The sequence below is a fragment of the Microvirga sp. BF8 genome, assembly GCF_059888585.1.
Map to the genome: position 1 here is coordinate 1,382,206 of NZ_CM187619.1, position 17,895 is coordinate 1,400,100.

At 65.1% G+C, this 17,895-nt stretch carries 18 protein-coding genes; 10 read left to right on the forward strand and 8 right to left on the reverse strand.

Annotated elements, in window-relative coordinates; translation table 11 throughout:
- Positions 1–177: 177 nt before the first annotated feature.
- A complete protein-coding gene (locus AC522E_RS06650) occupies positions 178–876 on the reverse strand; it encodes a L,D-transpeptidase (protein ID WP_500749602.1) in 699 nt (232 codons plus the stop codon).
- 155 nt (positions 877–1,031) lie between these two features.
- Here AC522E_RS06650 and AC522E_RS06655 point away from each other — a divergent pair, with 155 nt between their 5' ends.
- Both AC522E_RS06655 and AC522E_RS06660 read left to right on the forward strand, forming a co-directional pair.
- Positions 1,032–1,325 (forward strand): hypothetical protein, encoded by a 294-nt coding sequence (locus AC522E_RS06655; protein WP_500749604.1) that lies wholly within the window; start codon positions 1,032–1,034, stop codon positions 1,323–1,325.
- A gap of 135 nt (positions 1,326–1,460) precedes the next feature.
- Positions 1,461–2,279, forward strand: a complete 819-nt coding sequence (locus AC522E_RS06660; protein WP_500749605.1) for a M55 family metallopeptidase — start codon at positions 1,461–1,463, stop codon at positions 2,277–2,279.
- Between the two features lie 14 nt (positions 2,280–2,293).
- On the opposite strand, the gene copM is transcribed toward AC522E_RS06660, so the two are convergent.
- From copM to AC522E_RS06675, 3 genes are read right to left on the reverse strand one after another with little or no spacing between them, the layout of a single operon-like run.
- Positions 2,294–2,671: a CopM family metallochaperone gene (gene copM / locus AC522E_RS06665; protein WP_500749606.1), complete on the reverse strand. Its 378-nt coding sequence runs from the start codon at positions 2,669–2,671 to the stop codon at positions 2,294–2,296.
- Between the two features lie 37 nt (positions 2,672–2,708).
- Positions 2,709–2,921 carry a heavy-metal-associated domain-containing protein gene (locus tag AC522E_RS06670; protein WP_500749607.1) on the reverse strand — a complete coding sequence of 71 codons (213 nt, stop codon included), beginning with the start codon at positions 2,919–2,921 and terminating at the stop codon, positions 2,709–2,711.
- 58 nt (positions 2,922–2,979) lie between these two features.
- On the reverse strand, positions 2,980–3,849 hold the full coding sequence (locus AC522E_RS06675) for a LysR family transcriptional regulator (RefSeq protein WP_500749608.1): 870 nt from the start codon (positions 3,847–3,849) through the stop codon (positions 2,980–2,982).
- 93 nt (positions 3,850–3,942) lie between these two features.
- Between AC522E_RS06675 and AC522E_RS06680 the strand changes: the two genes are divergently transcribed.
- Complete coding sequence (locus tag AC522E_RS06680) at positions 3,943–4,245, forward strand: putative quinol monooxygenase (protein ID WP_500749609.1); 303 nt, start codon at positions 3,943–3,945, stop codon at positions 4,243–4,245.
- Positions 4,242–4,526: a DUF2798 domain-containing protein gene (locus AC522E_RS06685; RefSeq protein WP_500749611.1), complete on the forward strand. Its 285-nt coding sequence runs from the start codon at positions 4,242–4,244 to the stop codon at positions 4,524–4,526. Before AC522E_RS06680 ends, AC522E_RS06685 begins: the two co-directional genes overlap by 4 nt.
- Before the next feature lie 804 nt (positions 4,527–5,330).
- Here the strand turns inward: AC522E_RS06685 and uvrA are convergent.
- Positions 5,331–8,294, reverse strand: a complete 2,964-nt coding sequence (gene uvrA / locus AC522E_RS06690) for an excinuclease ABC subunit UvrA (RefSeq protein WP_500749612.1) — start codon at positions 8,292–8,294, stop codon at positions 5,331–5,333.
- A 290-nt stretch (positions 8,295–8,584) separates the two neighbouring features.
- On the opposite strand from uvrA, the gene AC522E_RS06695 reads away from it, so the two are divergent.
- From AC522E_RS06695 to AC522E_RS06710, 4 genes are all read left to right on the forward strand, one after another.
- A complete protein-coding gene (locus AC522E_RS06695; protein WP_500749613.1) occupies positions 8,585–8,932 on the forward strand; it encodes a hypothetical protein in 348 nt (115 codons plus the stop codon).
- A gap of 121 nt (positions 8,933–9,053) precedes the next feature.
- A complete protein-coding gene (gene ssb / locus AC522E_RS06700; RefSeq protein ID WP_500747284.1) occupies positions 9,054–9,554 on the forward strand; it encodes a single-stranded DNA-binding protein in 501 nt (166 codons plus the stop codon).
- Between the two features lie 171 nt (positions 9,555–9,725).
- Positions 9,726–10,835, forward strand: a complete 1,110-nt coding sequence (locus tag AC522E_RS06705; RefSeq protein WP_500749614.1) for a M20 family metallopeptidase — start codon at positions 9,726–9,728, stop codon at positions 10,833–10,835.
- Positions 10,836–10,954: 119 nt separating this feature from the next.
- Positions 10,955–11,299, forward strand: a complete 345-nt coding sequence (locus tag AC522E_RS06710) for a GNAT family N-acetyltransferase (protein ID WP_500749616.1) — start codon at positions 10,955–10,957, stop codon at positions 11,297–11,299.
- Here the strand turns inward: AC522E_RS06710 and AC522E_RS06715 are convergent.
- Positions 11,296–11,934, reverse strand: coding sequence for a MarC family protein (locus tag AC522E_RS06715; protein WP_500749618.1), 639 nt, complete (start codon positions 11,932–11,934; stop codon positions 11,296–11,298). The two genes, AC522E_RS06710 and AC522E_RS06715, sit on opposite strands and share 4 nt — an antisense overlap.
- Positions 11,935–12,004: 70 nt before the next feature.
- Here AC522E_RS06715 and AC522E_RS06720 point away from each other — a divergent pair, with 70 nt between their 5' ends.
- Positions 12,005–12,856, forward strand: coding sequence for a hypothetical protein (locus tag AC522E_RS06720; protein WP_500749619.1), 852 nt, complete (start codon positions 12,005–12,007; stop codon positions 12,854–12,856).
- Positions 12,857–12,956: 100 nt separating this feature from the next.
- On the opposite strand, the gene AC522E_RS06725 is transcribed toward AC522E_RS06720, so the two are convergent.
- Positions 12,957–13,982 carry a M48 family metallopeptidase gene (locus AC522E_RS06725; RefSeq protein WP_500749620.1) on the reverse strand — a complete coding sequence of 342 codons (1,026 nt, stop codon included), beginning with the start codon at positions 13,980–13,982 and terminating at the stop codon, positions 12,957–12,959.
- A gap of 12 nt (positions 13,983–13,994) precedes the next feature.
- A complete protein-coding gene (locus tag AC522E_RS06730) occupies positions 13,995–14,552 on the reverse strand; it encodes a LemA family protein (RefSeq protein WP_500749622.1) in 558 nt (185 codons plus the stop codon).
- A gap of 316 nt (positions 14,553–14,868) precedes the next feature.
- Here AC522E_RS06730 and gyrA point away from each other — a divergent pair, with 316 nt between their 5' ends.
- Positions 14,869–17,643, forward strand: a complete 2,775-nt coding sequence (gene gyrA, locus AC522E_RS06735; protein ID WP_500749624.1) for a DNA gyrase subunit A — start codon at positions 14,869–14,871, stop codon at positions 17,641–17,643.
- Positions 17,644–17,895: the final 252 nt, after the last annotated feature.

A 17,895-nucleotide genomic window follows, 5' to 3' on the forward strand; every position in this document is an offset into this window, starting at 1 on the left:
ATTGGCGCGCGCCAGTCTCGGAGGTGCGGCGGATTGTCGGGGCGGAGGACGGAAGCTGACGCATGGGCACAGTCTTGCGCCGAGCGTTTAACCGACCGTTAGCGACGATCGAAAAAACCCGTCTGCGGACGATGTTCTTGTCTTGACGAAATTACCCCTCGATTTCGGATTTATAACCTAGCTCGGAGTCTCGGCCCGCCTCACTTTTTGACCTCCGGCCGAGAGGACGACGACCTTGGTTCCGATCGGCGCCCGCTGGTAGAGGTCCATGACATCCTGGTTGATCATGCGAATGCAGCCCGAGGATACGTTGGTACCGATCGTCCAGGGTTCGAATGTGCCATGGATGCGATAGAGCGTATCCTTGTTGCCCTGCCAGAGGTAGAGAGCGCGGGCGCCCAAGGGATTGCCAGGACCCCCCGGCATTCCAGGGCCACCGGGCAGGTCGCCCATCTGATCCATCAGCTCGGGCTGGCGGCCGAACATCTCCTTCGGAGGATACCAGTCGGGCCACTCCTGTTTGTCGTGGACCGTCGCTTCACCCGACCAGGAAAACCCCGCCCGGCCGACACCGACTCCGTAACGCATGGCCATGCCGCCGTCCTGCACATGGTAGAGATAGCGGGCGCGTGGATCGATGACGATGGTGCCCGGCGGCTCCGGCCTCTCGTAGGGAACCTCCTTGCGGAGGAATGCCTGATTGATCCGCGACAGCGGAACTCCAGGGACCGGATAAAGGTCGGTGTCGATGGGCGCGTACATCGCACCATAGGCCGTCCTGTCGAAGGCCGGTTGCGCGAAAACCTTGCCGCCGGACAGGGCGATGCCCGTCGCGGCCGGGGCACCCAGGAGGAAGGCGCGGCGGCTGAGATCCATGGTTCACCTCCTTTGGAAAAGCTTGCCTTCAGGAACATCTAGGCAGGGAGGCGCTTAGGACCAGAACAGGAGGGGCCAAAGTCTTTGCGAACGGGTTGGAACTGGAATGGTTACGCTTCGTTAACCATATGCTCCTCGAACCAGGCGGGCCCCGCATGACTGTGACAGGCGACAATCCCCGGAAGGCGCGTAGTAACCAGCCGCCGCTGCCGCGGCAGATTCAGGAACACCTCGGCCAAACGCTGCGCGCGCAGCTCTACGAGGCCTCGCCGAAGCCGCAGTATCTTGGCGATCCCGTCGTTCCGCGGGAGTTCGATTCCCTGATCGAGCGGATCGAGATGCGGGACCGCATGAGGCGAAGCGAGCGTATCGCCCAGGCCGCCCATCAGGCTGTCGAGGAGGCCCTGCGCGGTCTGGCAGGGCCCTCGGGGGTGTCGAGAAAGTTCTGACGCTGCCTTCAGCTTCCTGATCCGCGATGGACCGGCGCGTGTCGTCCCTCGGTGCCGCGAGAGAGAACGGCTGACATCTTCACCAACTTGAGACGGTTGGTCGCTTAACGTGCCGTCGAAAGTCTGGAGATTTCCATGAAGATCTATCTCTCTGCGGATATCGAGGGCGTCGCGGGCGTCGTGAATCCGCAGCACGGCGCCATGGGCAACAGCGAGTACGAGCGCGCCCGGCGCCTGATGACGCAGGAGGTCAATGCTGCCATCGCGGGCGCCTTCGCCGGCGGTGCCAGCGAGGTGCTCGTCAACGACTCCCATGGCGACATGCGCAATCTCGTGCCCGAGGACCTCGACGCCCGCGCCGAGGTCATTCTCGGCAAGCCGAAGCCGCTCAACATGTTCGAGGGACTGACGCGCGATCACGCGGGGATCTTCTGTCTCGGATATCATGCACGTGCTCGGGCCAAGGGTGTTCTGGCGCATACGGTCAACGGCTTCGCGTTCGGCCGCATCCGCCTGAACGGACTCGAACTCGGCGAGGCCGGACTTTATGGCGCCTATGCCGGAAGCCTCGGCGTCCCCATCATCCTGCTCACGGGCGACGATTGCCTCCAGGAGGAGACGAAGGACCTCTTTCCCGACGCCATCTATGCGGTTGTCAAGCAATCCCTCGGGCAGCGTGCGGCACGCAGCCTTGCACCGGAGCGGTCACGGGCACTCATCCGCGAGAAGGCCGAGGAGGCGGTGCGAAGGGCAGGCGTGTCGCAGCCCTTCACGCTGAAAGGTCCCTATCGGCTCGAAATCGAGTTCAACACGCCGGCGCTTTGCGACCTCGCCGCCGTCATCCCCGTCGCAACGCGTGTCGACGCGGTCACCGTCGCCTTCGATCCGGAAAACCCGGAACATGCGGTGCGCTGGATCAACACCCTGTCGGCGCTCTCGGCCGTTCTGCGCTGAGCGGGGCGACCGGCCTATTCGACGCCCTTGCTCTTCAGCCAGGCCCGCATTTCGCCGATCTCCCGTTCCTGCTCGCGGATGACGTCGGTCGCCCATTTGCGGACCTGCTCGTCCTTGCCGTTCCCGAGGGCGACCTTCGCCATGTCGATGGCACCCTGGTGATGGGGAATCATGCCGCGCACGAAGTCGATATCGGCATCGTTCGTGTAGGCGATGTCCATGTCGCGATGCATCCTGGCATTGGCCTCGCGATAGGCCTTCGTCGCCGGCGAGTCGGTGCGCGGCGTCGATGCCGCGTGGCCCATATGGCCGCCATGGGACATGCCCTGTGCGAGAACGGCCGTCGGTGCGGCGGCGAGCATTAGGATCAGGGAGAGGGTCCGTATCGTCACGGTGAAGCTCCGAATGGTTCCAGAGGATGGGGGGCGACTAGCGCAGGGCCTCGGCGACAGGCTCTGCCGGATAGCCGGATTTCCGCAAAGCCCCGAGCACAGCTTCCTCGGTGGCATGGGTGGTGACACGGAGGGTGCGCCTGTCGAGATCGCCGTCGACGCGGGCCTGCGGATCGAGCGCCAGGATGGCGAGAGTCACGGTCTTGAGGCAGCCGCCGCAGCCCATCCTGGGGACATGAAAGGAATGCATGATTCGGTCCTTGGTCATCATGATCCTGGACCTTCTGGACCTTGCCACGGTGGGAAGGTCAAGGCCGTCCGCCCAGGGGCACGACCCTCCGCACGCAATCGGCGATGAAGGCCGAGACCGCGGCAATGGCCGGGTTGTCGCGCAGATCACCATGATAGGTGAGCCAGGCATCCCGTGTGAAAACGCGGTTCTCTGAATCGGCGCCGGCCAATCCGCAGGCGTCGGCCAGGAAATCGGGCAGGGCGGCGATTCCGACATGTGCCTGCGCGGCGGCGCATTGAACGGCGAGGTCGTTGGTGCGGAACACGATGGGCCTGTGTCCGGCAAGGGTCTTCAGCCAGGTCTGCTGGGGCACGTCGTCGAGGCTCTCGTCGAAGGCGATGAACTCGAAATCCTCCGGAGTGCGGGACGTCACGTAGTCCTTTGAGCCGTAGAGCCGATACGCCAACGAGCCGACTTTCCGAGCGACGAGGGTCGTGTCGCTCGGCCGCATCAGGCGCAGGGCCAGATCCGCCTCCCGCCGCGGAAGGGAGACGGCATGGCTCTGTCCGAGAAGCCGCAGGCGCAGGCGTGGATAGGCCCGCCTGAGTTCCGACAGGTGGGGAGCGATCAAGGATGCAGCGAGAACGGGTGGTGCGGTGACCGAAATCTCGGCCGCGACGTCCTGCTGGCGGGCCTTCACCGCCCGCTCCACGGCGAAGGCCTCGGCTTCCATCCGTCGGGCATTTTGCGCGACGCTGTCGCCTTCGGCGGTCAGCACGTAGCGCCCACCGCGCCGGTCGACGAGCTTTGCTCCGATCGCTGCTTCGAGCGCAGCCACCCGGCGGGCGACTGTCGCATGTTCGACCCGGAGACGACGGGCCGCCGCCGACAGGGAGCCTCCATCGGCCAAAGCCACGAAATGACGCAGATCGTCCCAGTCGAACATTCCCGATTCTTTCACAGTCAGTGGGAGAACTTCGGCAATTTCGCACAGAGGCTTCCGGATGCAAGGTGCTGGCATCCTTTGAGGGAGATCACTTTGTCCGATCATGTCATAGCCGCCTCTCTGCGAAAGATTGTGCGGATCCAGGCCAGGGCCGGCCTCGCCGCCGCGATGCGCCGTGCCCTTCTCGACCTGCAGGGCGCCACACGGCTGGAGCCGGGCTGCCGCGAATTCTCGTTCTTCCAGGCCCTCTCCGACGAGAGCGCCTTCCTGCTCGTGGAGGATTTCGTCGACGCCGGAGCGTTGGCCCGGCACATGAATCTTCCCCACACGCAAGCCTTCTTCGCGCAGGATCTCGCCGCCGCGATCACGCCCTTCGAACGCGGGTGGATGTCATGAGAGCGAAGACCATGCCTGAATTGTCCTTTCGCCTGCCGCGCCTGCGCAAGCTTCCGTCGAGGGCCCAGATCGTGATCTTCCCCCTTGTCCTCTCGCTGCTCATGTCCGGGATCGTCTCGACCATCGCGACCCTTCGAGCGGTCGGACTCGAAGCGGATGTGTTCTCGAAGATCCTGCAATCCTGGGGCATGTCCTATGCCGTCGCATTCCCCACCGCGCTGGTCGTGATGCCCGTCGTCCGGCGGGTCGTCGCGCTTGTGGTGGAGATGCCGACACGGTGAGCGAGCCGGAAGCCTCGCGGCCGACCTGTCTTCATGCAAATCGGATATTCCCGCGTGTCGGGCAGTGTGGGAGGCCTCGGCATCGGCAGCTGCGGGAGGGCATGATCGGTGCGGCTCATGGTGAAGATCCTTCGGCAATGAATGGATGACTGACGGAACGGAAGGGATGGCTGAAACCGCCACGCCGCTTCCGCCTCCGGGCTGTGGGCCCGGAGGGGAGGCCGGCTCGAGGGGGGCGCGGTGTCGGCTCCGGCTCGGGTGGGATGGGAGTGAAGCGAAGAGCCGAAGCGTCATCGCGCACGGTTTGTTGCGGCGGACAGGCGGCGCAGGGCTGGCCTGCTGCCCGGCGCGGACACCGCTGTTCGCGACAGCGGGCGGCGGCGGACCAACCGGCAGCCCCGGGCACAGCCTGGGCCCCCCGCCCGGCAAAGGCGGCGTGACCTTGCCTGCGGGACCGTTCCCACCGCCACACCAGCGACGCCTCGCGCGCGCGCCCCTCGCTGCGGCGGGACAGGTCATGATATAGTATAGCTTGAGCGCGGCGTCAAGAACAAAGACGGAACAGCGGCCCGGCTGAGGGTTCACAGTGGGAGAGCGGCGCCATCCGCGGCGCTTCCCGCTGCACTGGCAGCGGTGATGGGTTCCGGGCCCAGCGTGATGCGCTGTCCCGGAAGGACGGCAGCGGGAGCAGCCTCGGAATGACAGGGGAGCGAGACGGTGCGCCTCACTCCTCCCCACCGCGAGTCAGGTGTTGCGGACTTGTGCTCCGGGAGCGGATCGCGGGCGTTGCCGCGATCCAGGAGGTCACTCCGCCGCCTGCCGTGTCACCTTCTTCGGCTTCTTCCGAGCGACCTCGGGCACCCCCTTCAACGGGCGGCGCGCCAGCACCTCTTTCAGGAACCGGCCCGTGTGGCTGTCCTTCGACGCCGCGATGTCTTCGGGCGTACCCTGGGCGACGATCCGTCCGCCACCGTCGCCGCCTTCGGGGCCCATGTCGATGACCCAGTCGGCGGTCTTGATGACTTCGAGGTTGTGCTCGATCACCACCACGCTGTTGCCCTGCTCGACAAGTTCATGCAGCACTTCGAGGAGCTTGGCCACGTCGTGGAAATGCAGGCCCGTGGTCGGTTCGTCGAGAATGTAGAGGGTGCGGCCGGTGGCGCGCTTCGAGAGCTCCTTGGAAAGCTTGACGCGCTGCGCCTCGCCGCCGGAGAGCGTTGTCGCCTGCTGGCCCACATGCACGTAGTCGAGGCCGACGCGGGCGAGCGTCTGCATCTTCTCGCGGATCGTCGGCACGGCCTTGAACAGCTCGCGGGCTTCCTCCACCGTCATGTCGAGAACGTCGGCGATGGACTTCTCGCGATACTTCACCTCCAGCGTCTCGCGGTCGTAGCGCTTGCCCTTGCACACGTCGCAGGTGACGTAGACGTCGGGCAGGAAGTGCATCTCGATCTTGATGACGCCGTCGCCCTGGCAGGCCTCGCAGCGGCCGCCCTTCACGTTGAAGGAGAACCGCCCCGGCTGGTAGCCGCGCGCCTTCGCCTCCGGCAGGCCCGCGAACCACTCGCGGATCGGCGTGAAGGCCCCGACATAGGTCGCCGGGTTCGAACGCGGCGTGCGGCCGATGGGCGACTGGTCGATGTCGATGACCTTGTCGAGATGCTCCAGCCCCTCGATACGATCGTGTGGCGCCGGATGTTCGAGGGCGCCGTTGAGCTTTCTCGCCACCGCCTTGTAGAGCGTGTCGATGACGAGGGTCGACTTGCCGCCGCCGGAGACGCCGGTGATGCAGGTGAAGGTGCCGAGCGGGATCTCGGCCGTCACGTTCTTGAGGTTGTTGCCGCGCGCGCCCACCACCTTGAGCATGCGGCTCTTGGTGGGCTTGCGCCGCTTTTCGGGCACCTTCACGGAGAGTGCACCCGTCAGATACTTGCCGGTGAGCGATTTCGGGTTCGCCATGATCTCCGGCGGCGTGCCTTCGGCGACGATCTTGCCGCCGTGGATGCCCGCGCCGGGACCGATGTCGAACACGTAATCCGCCTGCAGGATCGCGTCCTCGTCGTGCTCCACCACGATCACCGTATTGCCGAGGTCGCGCAGGCGCTTGAGGGTCATCAGCAGCCGCTCGTTGTCGCGCTGGTGCAGGCCGATGGAAGGCTCGTCGAGCACGTAGAGAACGCCGGTGAGGCCGGAACCGATCTGGCTGGCGAGGCGGATGCGCTGGCTCTCGCCGCCGGACAGCGTGCCGGACGAGCGGGCAAGCGTCAGGTATTCCAGGCCGACATCGACGAGGAAGGTGAGGCGTTCGCGGATTTCCTTGAGGATGCGGCCGGCGATCTCGTTCTGCTTCTTGGTGAGCTGCTTCGTCAGGGCGCCGAACCAGGCATGGGCGTCCTTGACCGACAGGGCCGTGGCGTCGCCGATGTCGGATCCGGCGATCTTCACCGCCAGCGCCTCCGGCTTCAGGCGCTTGCCGCCGCAGGCGGCGCAGGGCGTCTCGCTCATGAAGCGGCCGATCTCGTCGCGGGCCCAGTCGCTCTCGGTCTCCTTGTAGCGACGCTCGAGATTGGGGATCACGCCCTCGAAGGGCTTGCGGACCTCGTAGGCGCGAAGACCATCATCGTAGGCCATGCGGATGGACTGATCGCCGGAGCCGTAAAGGATGACGTCGCGCACCGTGTCCGAGAGCTCGTTCCAGGGCTTCGTCATCGAGCCCTTGTAATGCCGCGTGATGGCTTCGAGCGTCTGGTTGTAATAGGGCGAGGTGGACTTGGCCCAGGGTGCGATGGCGCCGCGCTTGAGGGGCAGGCTCTCGTCGGGAACGATCAGGTCCGGGTCGATGCGCATCTCATGGCCGATGCCGCCGCAGGCGGGGCAGGCGCCGAAGGGATTGTTGAACGAGAACAGGCGCGGCTCGATCTCCGGAATGGTGAAGCCGGAAACCGGGCAGGCGAACTTCGAGGAGAATACGATCCGCTTCGGCTTCCCCTTCTCGTCCTTTTCGTCGGCATGTTCGATGACGGCGATGCCGTCCGCGAGATCGAGGGCGGTCTCGAGGGAATCGGCGAGACGCGCGGCGATATCGCCTCGGACCACGATGCGGTCCACCACCACGTCGATGTCGTGCTTGAACTTCTTGTCGAGGGCAGGGGCCTCGTCGATGGCGTAATATTCGCCGTCGATCTTCAGGCGCTGGAAGCCCTTCTTCTGGAACTCGGCGATCTCCTTGCGGTACTCGCCCTTGCGGCCGCGCACCACGGGTGCGAGGAGGAAGAGCCGCGTCTTCTCGGGCAGTTCGAGGATGCGGTCCACCATCTGGCTCACGGTCTGGCTCTCGATGGGCAGACCGGTGGCGGGGGAATAGGGGACGCCGACCCGGGCCCAGAGCAGGCGCATGTAGTCGTAGATCTCGGTGACTGTTCCGACCGTCGAACGCGGGTTCCTGGAGGTGGTTTTCTGCTCGATGGAGATTGCGGGGGAGAGGCCATCGATCTGGTCCACATCCGGCTTCTGCATCATCTCCAGGAACTGGCGGGCATAGGCCGACAGCGACTCCACGTAGCGCCGCTGGCCTTCGGCGTAGATGGTATCGAAGGCGAGCGACGACTTGCCCGAGCCGGAAAGGCCCGTGAACACTACGAAATGGTCCCGCGGAACCATCAGGTCGACGTTCTTGAGATTGTGCTCCCGTGCCCCGCGCACGGAAATCACGCGCGCATCGCGGTCGCCCGCCTTGGCGCGGTTGAACAGGTCGTCAAGTTTAGCCATGGCCAGCTCAGCTTCGGTAAGGGAGGGATCCTGCCCCGTGGGCGGATACCGGGATATGTGATCGGACCGCTCCGTAAGCAACCCGGAGAATCCGGCGCGACCACGTTCACTCTAGAACAAAGAGGGTACGGGCGGCAAGACGGGGCGGGAGGACAATATTCTTTCGCCGCCTTGATCGCATCCCGGGAAAGGTCTTGCCGAGACAGGTCTTGCCGGGACAGGTCGTGAGGATGGCAGGCATCTGGTATGATGGCGATGCCATGGGGGCTACCTTTCGGGGAGGTCACGTCATGATCGTGGTTCGGACAGCGGCCCTTGCGGCGGCCCTCATCCTTTCGGCCGGTCCCGGCCTCGCGGGCCCCTGCGCGACGGCCATCGACCAAGTGCAGGCTCAACTCGACGCCCGCGTCGACGCGACGGCCGGAGGCGGCCCGGCCGGGCCGGAAAGCACGGGTGCGCTTCTCCATCGCCAGCCGACTCCGGAGTCGATTGCCGGGGCCGAGCGGAAGCTGGGCGAGGGGCAGCGCCTGGACGTCGCGCTGACCGCTCTCGGGCGCGCGAGGCGCGCCGATGCCGCAGGGGACAGGGGTGCCTGCGAACAGGCTCTGATGGAAGCCCAGCAGGCCATGAAGCCATAGTTTCCCAGTGCCTGCCCGGGATCTCCATTAATTGGGGACAGAGCTGTGCAGAACTGCCACGCCAGCTTGTTCCCCATGCGCTCTGGCCCCAGAACAGCCGTCTGTGAACAGGAGACGCCCGATGGCAGGCAGCGTGAACAAGGTGATATTGGTTGGCAATCTGGGTCGGGACCCGGAGGTTCGGCGTCTGAACTCTGGCGAGCCGGTGGTGAACCTGCGGATTGCGACGTCGGAGACCTGGAAGGACAAGGGGACCGGGGAGCGCAAGGAGAAGACCGAGTGGCACTCGGTGGTGATCTTCAACGAGAACCTGGCGCGGGTGGCGGAGCAGTATCTCAAGAAGGGTTCGAAGGTGTATGTCGAGGGCCAGCTGCAGACGCGCAAGTGGCAGGACCAGCAGGGTGTGGAGAAGTACACCACCGAGGTGGTGCTGCAGCGGTTCCGCGGCGAGCTGACGATCCTCGACAGCCGGGGCGGCGGGGCCTCGGAATACGGCGAGGAGGAGCCCGGCCAGGTCAGCCGCGGCGGCGAGTTCGGGCGCTCGGCGCCGCTCGAGCGCAAGCCCGCGCCGGCAGGCGGCGGTTCGCGCTTTTCCGACATCGACGACGATATTCCGTTCTAGGCCCGAGCCTCGCTCCCACCACCACCACAATCCGGGCCCACGGGCCCCGATCGGCGCGCCGTCAACGGGCAGGGCCGCCATGCGTCGTCTCTTGATGACAGGCTGGGCCATGCCCGCTAAGAACAGGCGTGCCCTGAAAGTCCCTTGCCAAAGCCGGAACAGAAACCTGCCATGACGTCTTCCCTCGACACGCTCTTCACCTGGATCCGCACCGAGAGCCCCACCCATGACGTGGCGGGCGTGAACCTGATGATGGACCTCGTCATCGCGCAGATGCTCGAGACGCCTGTCGGGATCCAGCGGGTTCCGGGCGGGCAGGGGCTGGGCGACGCCCTTATCCTGCGCGCCGGGCCGCAGCGGGACGAGCCTGCGATCGTGATCATGTCCCATCTCGATACCGTGCATCCCGTCGGCACCATCGAGAAGGATCTGCCGCTTCGGGTCGAGGGCGACCGGCTCTATGGCCCCGGGATCTACGACATGAAGGGCGGAGCCTATTTCGCGCTCGAGGCCTTCAAGGACGTCGCCCGCCGTGGCAGCGCGGCGCGGCCCCTCGTCTTCATCGTCACGCCCGACGAGGAGATCGGCAGTCCGATGACGCGGCCCATCATCGAGGATCTCGGCCGCCGGTCGGCTTACGCGCTCGTCACCGAGCCCGCCCGCGACGGCGGCCGGATCGTGACCTCGCGCAAGGGTGTCGGCCGCTTCGATGTCCATGTGGAAGGTCGGCCCGCCCATGCGGGTTCGCGCCACAAGGACGGGCGGAACGCCATCTACGAGGCCGCGCGCCAGATCCTTGCGGTCGAGGCGTTGACCGACTACGCCCGCGGCATCACGACGACCGTCGGGATGATCTCCGGTGGAACCGCAGTGAACACCATTCCCCAGCATTGCCGCTTTCCCGTCGATCTCCGGGTCGAGACGGTGTCCGACGGCGAGGAGATGACCAAGGCGCTCCTCGGCCTGAAGCCCGGGAACCCGGATTTCAAGGTGACCGTGACCGGAGGCATGAACCGGCCGCCCTACGAGCGCACGGAAGGCACGGCGAAGCTCTTCGACCACGCGAAGGCGCTGGCCGCCGAGATCGGGTTCGATCTGGTATCCTCCGACAAGGTCGGCGGCGGTTCCGACGGCAATTTCACCGCCGCGATCGGCATCCCGACCCTCGACGGCCTCGGCATCGATGGCGATGGCGCACACACGCTCAATGAATACGGCCTGATCTCGTCCATCGCCCCGCGGCAGCAGCTCATGACGAGGCTCCTGGAGACCCTGCGCTGATCGCCGCCACCATCAGCGATCTGCGCGAGCGGCCGGTTTTCGCCGACACCGTTGCGGATCGCATCTGGCGAGCGTTCTGGAAGGACGAGGGACATCCGCTGAGCCTGCTCACGGGTCTCGTGCGCGACAGCCTCGGAACGGGTCCCATTCCGACGACCCTCGTCGCCCACGAGGGCGATCGCTTCCTGGGAACCGTCTCGATCATCGCCTGCGATGAGGAGAGCCGCCCGCAATACATGCCTTGGATTGCGGCGCTCTTTGTCGAGCCCGGGCACCGCGAGCGCGGGCTCGGCGAAGCCCTGGTCGAAGAGGCGTACAGGACCGCGTGCCGGGGACGCTTCACGTGTGTCCATCTTCTCGCGGCGGAGCAACGGCGGGCATTCTACGAGAAACGGGGATGGGCCGTCCGTGAAGAGAACGTACCGAAATCGGGCATGCACATCCTGATGCGGGACGGGGGCTAAGGGGAAGTCCCCCTCACCAGTGCCACGACCCCATCGATGATGAATTGCACGGCAAGGCCCGCGAGAATCACGCCCAGAAGCCGGCTGAGCACAACGTTTCCGGTGACGCCGAGCATGCGCGAGACGCGCTCCGCGGCCATGAACACGGCCAAGCAGATGGCCACGCCGAAGGCAATCAGCGCGATGAGCGACGAGAGATACACGAGGTCTCCGTTCGCTCGCCCGGCAAGAAGGATGATCGCGGTGATGGCGCCCGGTCCCGCCATGAGGGGGATGGCAAGCGGAAACGCGGCGACGTTGCGGATATGGTCCTGGGTAATCGCCACGTCGGCCGTGTGCTGCTTGCGCTCGTTGCGCCGCTCGAACACCATCTCGAAGGCGATCCAGAACAGGAGCAGGCCGCCCGAGATGCGGAAGGCCGGAATGCCGACGCCAAGCAGCCTCAGCAGGACTTCCCCACCGAGACCGAAGAACGCGAGGATGCAGAAAGCGATCATGGCGGCCCGGAGGGCAACCTGCCTGCGCTCGTTGGCGTTCATCCCCCGCGTCAGGGAGATGAAGATCGGCGCGAGGGCCGGCGGATCGAGCGTCACGAGGAGCGTCACGAAAGCGGCGGAAACATAGTCGAAGAGCATCGGCTGGACCTTATCGCTAGCTTTGCTTTATGGCGTTCTCAGGCGGGTTTGGCGAGAGGCGATTGATACAATGTTTACGACTTTGGACCGGATCAGCTGGCCGGGATCGCCCGAAAAGGCGAACGAGGACTCCTTCGGAACCTCCAACGACTGGGCATGGGTGATCGATACGTCCATCTTTCCCGGCACTCCGCCGATCATGAACGAGGTGAGCGACGCCACCTGGCTCGCCCGCTTCGCCACCGAGCGTCTGTCGGATCTGGCGGCCCGTGCCTATGACGGCGACGGTGTCGCCCTGCTGCGGCACGTGATGGAGGAGGCGAGGGTCGCTTTCCTGGCGAAGGCGACCGCCGAGCGGCTCGATCCCATCACCTGGCCACTTGGCGCCATGACCCTCGTCCATCGCGACGGAAGCCGACTCGATGTCTGGACCTTCGCCGACACGACCGCGTTCCTGCGTGGGCCGGACGGATCGGTCCGGACCATCGGAGAGGCTCCCGAGTTGCGGATCCACGAATCCGCCAAGGCCGCCGAACTCCTGCGTGCCAGCGGCGCGACGCCCAGGACCATTTTCGAGACGCCGGTCTTCCAGGCATGGCTCACGGAGCGGCGCCAGCGGAAGCAGGGGAGTGGACCGGCTTTGCTCGGACTCGATCCGACCGCGGCGGAGCGGGTGCGTCATGAGCGGGTTGCCTGCGAGGACGGCTCCATCATCCTGCTGACGAGCGACGGTTTCTCCGCCCTCGTGGATCTCTACAACGAAATGGATCCGGGCAGCCTGATCGAGGCTGCCCTGCGGGACGGGCTCGAGCCCCTCGTCCAGCGGGCGCGGGAGATCGAAACCATCCTCGATCCGGATGGAGCCCGCTATCCGCGATTCAAGGTGAGCGACGACGCAACGGCACTGCTCCTGAAAGCCTAGGGCCGTTTGCGTTTGGATGGAGTTGGCGACCGCATCAGGAAAGACCTTGTCCATCGCATTTTCGCGCGCCGAACCGGTAACCGCTTCGCCTGAAAACGCTCTAGGCGGCCGGAGCCTCGGGAATTCCCGCCGCGGGCGCATCATCGGCAGATGCCGGGGCACGCCCTCCGGCATACCGAACGAGGGCCGCAATCCGGTCTTCCACCGAGGGATGGGTGGCGAACAGGTCTGAAAATCCCGAACGCGGATTGTCGACGCAAAGCTCCATCACCGCCGATGGCACTCCCTGAATCTCGCCCTTGCCGTCGATCTTGCGGAGAGCCGAGATCATCGCATCGGGATTCTTGGTCAGCTCGACGGCGCCGGCATCGGCCAGATATTCCCGCCGCCGCGACAGGGAGAATCGGATCACGACGGACAATCCCCACGCGACGAGGATGAAGACGGCAGCGACGAGGATCGCGATGAACTTTCCGCCGCCTTTCTTCGAATCCGATGAGTCGGTGAACAGGCCGGGGCTCTCGCGCAGGCCCCTGTAGACGATTTCGCCGACGAAGGAGATGACGCCGACCACCAGGACGGCGACCGTCATGGTCCGCACGTCGTCGTTGCGGATATGGGTGAGCTCGTGGGCGAGCACGGCCTCCAGCTCCTGCTCGTCCAGGAGGTCGAGGAGCCCGCGCGTGACCGTGATCGCATATTGCTCAGGCCGCGTCCCCGACGCAAAGGCATTGGGTGCCTCCGTGTCCAGGACGAGCAGCTTGGGCATGGTCATGCCTCGCGAGATGCACAGGTTCTGGAGAAGGTCGTGCAGGCGCCGGTCGGTCCGGCGCGTCAGGGGTTTGGACCCGGTCGCGAGACCGAGGATGAATCCGTTGAACCGGAACCCGCACCACACCCAGAGCGCGACGAGGGCCGTCACGAGCGGAGCGAACCACAGGCAGTCCCGAAGAGCGCCTTCGAAAAGGGTCTCGAATGCCGCCGAGCCGTCGTCCTGCCAGGCGCGCGCGAGGAGTGCGAGGCCCAGTGCCATCAGATAGAAGAGAAGGAACAATCCGGCGATCAGGACAGCCGAGCGCCGGCGATTGGCCTGGATATGGGTATAAAGCCCGAAGGCAGGCAGCACGGCGGCGTCCGCCTAGAACGCCACTTTCGGCGGGGCTTCGAGGGCCTTGCGCTCGGTTTCGCCGACATCGAAGAACGTCTGCGGCCGAAAGCCCATGGGGCCGGCAATGATCACGGCGGGGAAATGCTGGATCGCGGCGTTGTATTCGCTGACGCCGTTGTTGAAGAAGCGCCGGGCGGCGGCCAGCTTCTCCTCGATATCGGCCAGGTCCGTCTGGAGCTGCCGGAAATTCGCGCTGGCCTTGAGGTCGGGATAGGCCTCCCCGAGAGCCACGAGGCGCCCGAGCGCGCCCGAGAGGGCATTTTCGGCGGCCGCCTGGTCCGCAGGCCCCTGTGCCCTGAGCGCGGCATTGCGGGTTTCCACAACCGCTTCAAGGGTACCCCGCTCATGGGCCACGTAGCCCTTCACGGTCTCGATCAGGTTCGGGATGAGATCGTGCCGCTGCTTGAGCTGCACGTCGATGTCGGCGAATGCCTGGGTGACCCGCGTCCGCAGCGTGACGAGGCCGTTATAGACCGAAATCCCGTAGAGCACGAAAAGCCCGACGATCACCCACACGACCCAGCTCATGGTCCTCAGCCCCCCGATTGTCCCTGCGTCACCCATGCCACGGCCGCGCTGGAACGGCAAGTTATGACGTTTCAGAATTTCTGACCTTTGGGCAGTGGGACCACAGGTCGGGCCGAAGAGGCCCGCATGCGGCAGTTTGTGCCCGCCAAAGCCTGCTCTCGCCTTTGGAAAACGCCCGAAATGCCTTGAAAAATGGCTCTCGATCGACCATCTAAGGACTTGATTTTCTTTGGATTCGCAAGGGTCTTCCAGGCCTGAAAGACGCGGCCGCCAAGCCGCCAGGGCCAGAGGCAGACTGTTTTGAGAAAGACCGACTTTGACCGATCCGAACGATAAGAATGGCGCCGGCCCCGGGGACGAGCCGCCGGCCAGCGACGTCAAGCTGATTTCCATCGTCGATGAGATGAAGCGCTCCTATCTCGATTACGCCATGAGCGTGATCGTGAGCCGCGCGCTGCCCGATGCGCGCGACGGCCTGAAGCCTGTGCACCGGCGCATTCTCTATGCCATGCACGAAAGCGGCTACACGCCCGACAAGAAGCACGTGAAGTCGTCCCGCATCGTCGGTGACGTGATGGGTCAATACCATCCGCATGGCGACCAATCGATCTATGACGCCTTGGTGCGGATGGCGCAGGATTTCGCCATGCGTGTCATGCTCGTGGACGGGCAGGGCAATTTCGGCTCGGTGGACGGCGATCCTCCGGCGGCCATGCGCTACACCGAGTCCCGCCTGACCCGCGCGGCGATGCCTCTGCTCGAGGACATCGACAAGGACACGGTCGATTTCAATCCGAACTACGACGAGTCGAAATTCGAGCCCGCCGTTCTTCCGGCACGGTATCCGAACCTGCTGGTCAATGGCGCGGGCGGCATCGCTGTCGGCATGGCCACCAACATGCCGCCCCATAACCTGGGCGAGGTCATCGATGGCTGCATGGCCTATATCGACGACCCGGACATTTCCACCGAGCGGTTGATCGAGATCATCCCGGGCCCGGATTTTCCCACCGGTGCCTTGATCCTCGGCCATGCGGGCATCCGCTCCGCCTACACCACGGGCCGCGGCTCCATCGTCATGCGCGCCAAGTCCGAGGTGGAGGAGGTCCGCAAGGAGCGCGAGGCGCTCATCTTCACCGAGATCCCGTATCAGGTGAACAAGGCCTCGCTGATCGAGAAGATTGCGGAACTCGTCCGTGAGAAGAAGATCGAAGGCATCTCCGATCTGCGCGACGAATCCGATCGCGATGGCATGCGCATCGTCGTCGAAATCAAACGCGACGCGATGGCGGACGTGGTGCTGAACCAGCTCTACCGCTACACGCCGTTGCAGACGAGCTTCGGCGCCAACATGGTGGCGCTGAACGGCGGCCGTCCCGAGCAGATGACGCTCAAGGACCTGATCAGCGCCTTTGTCGATTTCCGCGAGGAAGTCGTGTCGCGGCGGACCAAGTACCTGCTCGGCAAGGCCCGTGAACGTGCCCACGTCCTGTGCGGTCTCGCCATCGCAGTCGCCAATATCGATGAGGTCATCCGTCTCATCCGGACCGCGCCGGATCCGAACTCGGCCCGGGAAGCGCTCATGGGCCGCGACTGGCCGGCTCAGGACATCGCGCCGCTGATCGCCCTCGTCGATGATCCGCGTCACAAGATCAACGAGGACGGGACCTATCGGCTTTCCGAGACACAGGCCCGCGCGATCCTCGATCTGCGCCTCCAGCGCCTGACCGCGCTCGGCCGGGACGAGATCGGCGACGAGTTGTCCAAGCTCGCCACCGAGATCTCGGATTATCTCGACATCCTGCGCTCCCGCGAGCGCATCATGTCCATCATCAAGGACGAACTCACCGAGATCCGCGAAGCCTATGCCACGCCGCGCAAGACCCAGATCGTCGACTGGGATTCCGACGTGGATGACGAGGACCTGATCGCCCGCGAAGACATGGTCGTCACCGTCTCCCATGCGGGCTACATCAAGCGCGTTCCGCTCTCGACCTATCGGGCGCAGCGGCGCGGCGGAAAGGGCCGCGCCGGCATGACGACCCGCGACGAGGATTTCGTCACCCGCCTGTTCGTGGTCAACACGCATACGCCGGTGGTGTTCTTCTCGTCCAAGGGCAAAGCCTACAAGGAGAAGGTGTGGCGCCTGCCGCTGGCGGCGCCCAACGCCAAGGGCAAAGCGCTCGTGAACATGCTGCCGCTCGAGCAGGACGAGCGCATCACCACGATCATGCCGCTGCCCGAGGACGAGGCGTCCTGGGATACGCTCGACGTCATGTTCGTCACCACGCGCGGCACGGTTCGTCGCAACAAGCTGTCGGACTTCGTCCAGGTCAACCGCGGCGGCAAGATCGCCATGAAGCTCGATGAGGGCGAGGCCATCGTCGACGTGCAGATCTGCACGGAGAACGACGACGTCCTTCTGACCACGGCAAAGGGCCAGTGCATCCGCTTCGCGGTTCCCGAGGTTCGCGTGTTCAAGGGACGCGATTCCATGGGTGTGCGCGGCATCAATCTCGCCGATGGCGACCGGATCATCTCGATGGCGATCCTGCGCCATGTGGAGGCGACGGGCGACGAACGCGCCGGGTATCTCAAGATGCGCCGCGCGGTGACCGGCGAGCAGGCGAACGGCGAGGCGGAGGTCGCCGAGGCGGGCGATGAGGAGAACGTCTCGGACGAGGCTCTCAGCCTGGAGCGCTATACGGAGATGAGTGCGCTCGAGCAGTTCATTCTCACCATTTCCGAGAAGGGCTATGGCAAGCGCACCTCGTCCTACGAGTACCGCATCACGGGGCGCGGCGGCAAAGGCATCACCGCCATGGCGGTGAACAGCCGCAACGGCCAGCTTGTGGCCTCGTTCCCGGTCGAGAATTCGGATCAGATCATGCTCGTCACCGACGGTGGCCAGTTGATTCGCGTTCCCGTGGATGACATCCGTACCGTCGGCCGCAACTCCCAGGGCGTGACGGTCTTCTCGACCAAGGGCAAGGAGCGGGTCGTCTCGGTGGAGCACATCGAGGGCGAGGATGAAGAGGGCGCAGAGGACGAGGGCGACGAAGCCGGCGTCGCCGAGGCTGGCGAGGAGTAGCGCTTCTCCTGAGTGACTGAGACGGTGTGGCCGGCCCTGCGCCGGCCATTTCTTTTGGAAGGGGCCTGTTTACATGATCCCGGCCAGGGCGGCGGGGCTGAGCACGAGCGCGGCGGTAGCGGCAACGATCATGAGACGAAAGATCATCCGACCCTCCTTTTCCGAGGTCGACCGAGTTGTCGCATCCGTGGATCGTCGCCGCCGTGCGCCGCCGCACGGCTTGCTCCCTGGCCGTTCTCAAGCTACGCCTGA